The organism is Haloferax profundi (genome assembly GCF_001469865.1).
In the GTDB taxonomy this organism is placed as follows: Archaea; Halobacteriota; Halobacteria; order Halobacteriales; family Haloferacaceae; genus Haloferax; species Haloferax profundi.
Map to the genome: position 1 here is coordinate 1 of NZ_LOPV01000424.1, position 648 is coordinate 648.

1 protein-coding gene and 1 pseudogene are annotated in these 648 nt (G+C 56.6%); both read right to left on the minus strand.

Going from position 1 to position 648, the window contains the following annotated elements; translation table 11 throughout:
* A pseudogene (locus AUR66_RS14320) lies at positions 1–293 on the minus strand (carbohydrate ABC transporter permease); the annotation flags it as partial.
* Position 294: 1 nt separating this feature from the next.
* A partial coding sequence (locus AUR66_RS14325) for a carbohydrate ABC transporter permease (RefSeq protein ID WP_157533141.1) occupies positions 295–648 on the minus strand: 354 nt, incomplete at its 5' end.

Sequence of the window (648 nt, forward strand, 5' to 3'; positions counted from 1 at the left end):
AGGATCGTGGACCCGAGAGTCACGATGAGACTGTTGACGAAGTATCGGACAGTGTCGGTCGAGCCAAGGAGGACGACGAAGTTTCGGAGCGACGGTTCAGTCGGGAGAAGGTTCACTCGTCCACCAGCGAAGGTGGTTGCGGGCGACTGAATCGCGATGACCACCATCACGTACACTGGAATGATGGTGAACACCGAGATGAGGAGTGCCGTTAGGTAGACGGCAATCCGCTGGAGTCGCTTCTGGGTGTCGTGCGAGACGAGTCCGTTCGTTCGTGATTTCGATGTTGCCATGTTATGCAACCTCCTGTTCTGGGGCGAATGCGCGGAAGTAGACCACCGCGACGAGGGCTAAGAGGAAGAACATGATTCCAGCCAGTGCCGTCGCCATACCGAAGTTGACTTCGCTGAACGCGATTTGGTAGACTCGGATCGGGAGTGTGGTCGTCTGCTGAAGTGGTCCTCCCCGAGTCGAGAGGTAGATAATATCGAACTTGTTGAACATCCAGATGCCCCGAACGAGCAGGATGATCAAGATAGCTCCACGCAGGTGTGGGAACGTGATGTCTCGAAACGCTTGCCACGTCGTTGCTCCTTCGACCCGTGCTCGCTCGTAGAGGTCAGGGTCGATGGCTTGGAGCCGTGCGAG